The organism is Aliivibrio sp. A6 (assembly GCF_028765505.1).
Lineage (GTDB): Bacteria > Pseudomonadota > Gammaproteobacteria > Enterobacterales > Vibrionaceae > Aliivibrio > Aliivibrio finisterrensis_A.
Genome location: NZ_JARACR010000094.1, coordinates 1 through 929 on the forward strand (window position 1 = coordinate 1; position 929 = coordinate 929).

At 39.1% G+C, this 929-nt stretch carries 1 protein-coding gene; it reads left to right on the plus strand.

The window, feature by feature from the left end:
- The coding region (locus PVK70_RS18740) for an IS30 family transposase (protein WP_274441712.1) at positions 1-928 on the plus strand (928 nt) is incomplete at its 5' end.
- Between the last annotated feature and the right edge of the window lies 1 nt (position 929).

Genomic DNA, 929 nt, shown 5'->3' on the forward strand with positions numbered 1-929 from the left:
AAGTGAAAGATACCAGATTGAAGCTTGGAATACACACTGTATTTCTGCTCGGGAAATAGGACAAAAATTAAAACGGAGCAATGGTTCCATTTCAAGGGAATTACGACGCTGTCCTGCTGGAAGTTATTCTGCCGAGCAAGCGCATAGACATGCTTTTCAAAAAAGAACACTTTCAATTAAGCATACAAAATGTAACCAAAAGAATAAGAAAATTATTCAAACATACCTGCAACTTGGTTGGAGTCCAGAGCAGATATCTGGACGGATGCGTAAAGAAAAAATAGAAAATACAATATGTTGCAGTACGATTTACAATGTAGTTAAAAGAGAGCATTGGCAAAGAATGCTTGCTCGAAAAGGTAAAAAATACAAACTACGTAAAGGTGTAGAAGCAGGAGAAAGATTAATCCCTAACCGTGTTGATATCTCTCAACGGCCTACAATTGTTGACGATAAATCAGAAGTTGGCCACTGGGAAGGTGATACAGTTTATGGCCAAGATGGGTATTTAGTCACGATGGTAGAGCGAGTATCTAAGCTATTAGTTACCTGTAAAGTACGCAGTAAGTCCAAAAAAGCCGTTACTCGTGGAATAAATCGCATGATGAAGCCCTTTAAAGGGCTTTGCAAAACAATCACATTTGATAATGGCGGAGAGTTTGCGGGTCATGCTAAGATAGCTAAGCATCTGAACTGTGACATTTATTTTGCTAAACCTTACCATTCCTGGCAGCGAGGTTTGAATGAGAATACCAATGGTTTACTAAGACGTTTTTTCCCAAAGGGAATGGCCATTGGAGAACTTGCAGCAAAAGAGATTAAACAGGCAGAGTTTTTGATTAATTCGAGGCCTAGAAAGGCATTAAATTTTCTGAGTCCGAGTGAGTTTTTAAACGGTAAGCGTGTGTCGGTTATTGTTACGATCTAGC